The sequence below is a fragment of the Mesorhizobium sp. M7A.F.Ca.US.005.03.2.1 genome, from assembly GCF_003997795.1.
GTDB lineage: Bacteria > Pseudomonadota > Alphaproteobacteria > Rhizobiales > Rhizobiaceae > Mesorhizobium > Mesorhizobium ciceri.
In genome coordinates this window covers 1-3,281 of the sequence record NZ_RZRP01000716.1, presented here as the reverse complement: position 1 = coordinate 3,281, position 3,281 = coordinate 1, and the positions used below count along the sequence as shown (strand labels likewise).

At 57.6% G+C, this 3,281-nt stretch carries 2 protein-coding genes and 2 pseudogenes; 2 read left to right on the top strand and 2 right to left on the bottom strand.

Going from position 1 to position 3,281, the window contains the following annotated elements:
* A pseudogene (locus EN991_RS41175) lies at positions 1–173 on the top strand (SIR2 family protein); the annotation flags it as partial.
* A 307-nt stretch (positions 174–480) separates the two neighbouring features.
* Here EN991_RS41175 and EN991_RS28930 read toward each other — a convergent pair.
* Both EN991_RS28930 and nifA read right to left on the bottom strand, forming a co-directional pair.
* Entirely contained in the window at positions 481–1,047 is a 567-nt protein-coding gene (locus tag EN991_RS28930) for a sugar O-acetyltransferase (RefSeq protein WP_024505228.1), read from the bottom strand.
* 464 nt (positions 1,048–1,511) lie between these two features.
* Positions 1,512–2,555, bottom strand: a pseudogene (gene nifA, locus EN991_RS28925) (nif-specific transcriptional activator NifA); the annotation flags it as partial.
* 62 nt (positions 2,556–2,617) lie between these two features.
* Between nifA and EN991_RS28920 the strand changes: the two are divergent.
* A complete protein-coding gene (locus tag EN991_RS28920) occupies positions 2,618–3,070 on the top strand; it encodes a hypothetical protein (RefSeq protein ID WP_127262932.1) in 453 nt (150 codons plus the stop codon).
* Positions 3,071–3,281 lie beyond the last annotated feature (211 nt).

Genomic DNA, 3,281 nt, shown 5'->3' with positions numbered 1-3,281 from the left:
ATGCCAGACAGCTGATGAAGCGCTCCACTGGCCCACATTTTGCGGTGATCGATTCGGCTACGCTGACCAGAAACGAACGTCGTTTCCTTGCCGAAGGCGCAATCACGGTCATCGACATGCCGATCCGCAACGCCGCGGCTCGCCTCGTCGGGGTCGATGCTAGCCAGGATTAATGGCCGGCGATTGCTGGTGAGTCGCTGCTTGCCTCCAAGGGCGAAAACTCAGTTGGGAATACATTCGTGAGCAGTAATGCTAGTGGCAGCACAACGTAGGCTCTGAATTCGTTGGGCCATGTGAAAGGGTCCGCTGCTGCGGGACGTGAGCACGTTGCGGCGGCATTACGCACATGATCTTGTGACCCCCGTGGCAAAAGAACTGAAGCGCCCGAGTCGCGACAACATATGCAGCGCTCAATGGCTTCGACAAAAATTCGGCACAGTTTCGACAGTTCGCATGCACCTCCAGGGTCAACGAGGTTGATTATGCCTGTTTATGTGGGTCGGCCACGCGAGCAGGAATTCCCACTACCTTTGCCCCGGCGGGAACATCTCGTGTGACCACGCAGCCAGCGCCTACCACTGCATTATCACCAATCGTGACGCCAGGCAGAATGATTGCTCCACCGCCGATCCAGACACGGCTGCCAATGTGAACAGGACGCCCGACCTGCAGGCCGGCCTGCCGCTGCTCGGCATCATGTGGATGATCGGCGGTATAAATCTGCACAGCAGGCCCAATTGCCGTTCCTTGCCCGATTTTGACCTCTACCACGTCAAGAATAACGCAGTTGAAGTTGATGTAGGCATTGGCTCCAATGCGGATATTGAATCCGTAGTCGCAAAAAAAGGGCGGACGGATGACCGTTCCGCGCCCAACCTCTCCCAGCCGCTCGGACAAAAGCTCATGCCAATGCCCCGTGGTCTGCCCCAGCGTATCATTGTACCGCTTGAGCCAAGCCCCGGTTGCCAACAGGTCAGCTTGGATCTCCGGATCCGCCGCATTGTAAAACTCGCCTGCGAGCATCTTTTCTTTTTGGCTACGCATCATAGTCTCCCGTCAGGTCGTGTCCCGTACAGTGATGCAGGAACGCACATCAAACTGCCTCGGCAACTTTGTAACTCGATCTTGCCGGGCGCGCGGTCGGTCACGAGCCGGGGCGACAGTTTCGTCTCGACCAACTTCCAAGAATTTGGATATCGGAGATCAACCGGTCGCAGGGGCCAATACCTGACGAAGTCGGCAACTGTCCAGCGGTCGAACTCACTTTCATGCCCATCTCAGATTGCGTGATATCGAGCGGTAAGCCATCAGCTAATGTATCGACCAGGTCCCGCCAGAGGATTACTCCTTTTTAGTTTGTCAGTCGCAGAGCCCCAGTACGACTGGTGGTAGAAAGCACACGGCCGGAATCTTGGCAGCGCTGTTCACACCCACTTCGTAAGCCTGGCCGATGGGCTCGGCGCCAGAGCACCAATGCTTGACCTGCTCCAGCTCTTGCTCGGCGGGTTGTTTCAGAGACGCTTGATCTCGATACCGCGTTTTCTCAGCACGTAGCCGATCTGGCGCGGGGTCAAACCGAGCAGGCGCGCCGCCTTTGCCTGCACCCAGCCACACTTTTCCATGGCAGCAATGACCGTATCGGCATCGGGCACCCTACCACGAGTCGTGGCAGGGCCTATCGGCGCTTGCCCGTCGCCGACGGGCGGGGCGGCACAGGCGGCGGAAGGCTCGATCGTAGTCGACTTCTCTGACGTCGGCTGTCCGTTCTTCCACAGCGCCGCGGCCAAGCACTGATCCGCGTAACAGGCAAAGTCAGTTCTGAGGATTGATGGACCCGTCGCCAGAACTGCCGTCCGTTGAACGCAGTTTTCGAGCTCTCGGATGTTACCTGGAAATTCGCAGTTCATTAGCACCTCAATCGCTTCGGGAGCGAAGGTCAGCGTGTGATCATTCTCAGTATTGAAATTCTTGAGAAACTGAGCGGCCAAGAGCGGAATATCACCTCGCCTTTCGCGCAATGCCGGCACGCGTAAAGTGACGACGTTGATGCGATAATAGAGGTCTTGCCGGAACTCCTTGCGTTGAACTGCCGTTTCCAAGTCCCTGTTCGTTGCGGCAATCACGCGAACATCAACTTTAATGGTGTGGTTGCTGCCGACGCGCTCAAACTCCTGCTCCTGCAGGACACGCAGCAGCTTAGCCTGGAACGAACCTGATATTTCGCCAATCTCGTCCAGAAACAATGTGCCTTTGTCGGCAGCCTCAAAGCGCCCCTTGCGCAAACTGCTCGCGTCGGTGAAGGCACCCTTCTCATGACCGAACAAGTCAGATTCCAGAAGCGTCTCGGTGAGCGCCGCGCAATTGACCTTGATGAAGGGCTGCTTGGCGCGAGGCGAGAGCTCGTGAATGGCTTTGGCAACCAGCTCCTTGCCGGTTCCGGATTCACCTCGCAACAGGACCGTAGTCTTCGCCTTGGCCACCTTGACAAGGTGCTCACGCAGCTTGCGCAGCGCCTGACTATCGCCAAGCATCTCCTTGCTGATCTTTTTACGTTCCATTTGGCAGCCCATCCCACTCCGCCACCCGCCGGTAGAACTGCACTGGACGGTGAGCTGTGTTGTATTTCGCCATCATCATTCTCGATCTCACCTTTGTTGCTTCGAAATTTCCGGCGCGCGGACCCCCTCGGCAAATGGCAATGGCGCCTGAGCATCGTTGTCTTTCACCAGGACGAGCGTCTTCTCCTCCGTGCGGGCGCCCGCAATATGCGCGCTTGTTTGCGCAGGCCTTTACTCGACCGGTCGCCGTTCTGTCCGGCTTCTGCCGCACCGCAGCCTGCAAACCCATCCTTGACAAGAAAGGAGGGGAGTCAATCGAGCTCTCCTTGCATTCGTGCAAGGAAAATTGTCAGTTTGATAGAATTCTATCAAAACGGCAGAAACGCCCCGCCCCCAATTTGGCTGTACCTGCGGCGTTCAGCTTACGTGACGACATGTGCGGACTTGTCCCAATTGCCGTCCGAGTTGTGCGGGAAACAGTAGCCGCTGCGCTGTTCGCTTCAACCGCGTGATGCCGCTGACAGTAGAGGCGGCGGCTCGTCGAGCGAGGCTTCATTGTTCGGCTACTAAAGCGGCTGTGCTTTGGTGGGAGTTGGTTTCGCCCAAGTTCTGGGCCTGGGGGCGTCTAGCCCGTTTCGCCGCACAGGCTCCTCCCACATCGTCGAGGCCGAGAAGGAGGGACCCCACAGCCCTCCCTGTATCACAATGCCCCGCCCCTCAAGC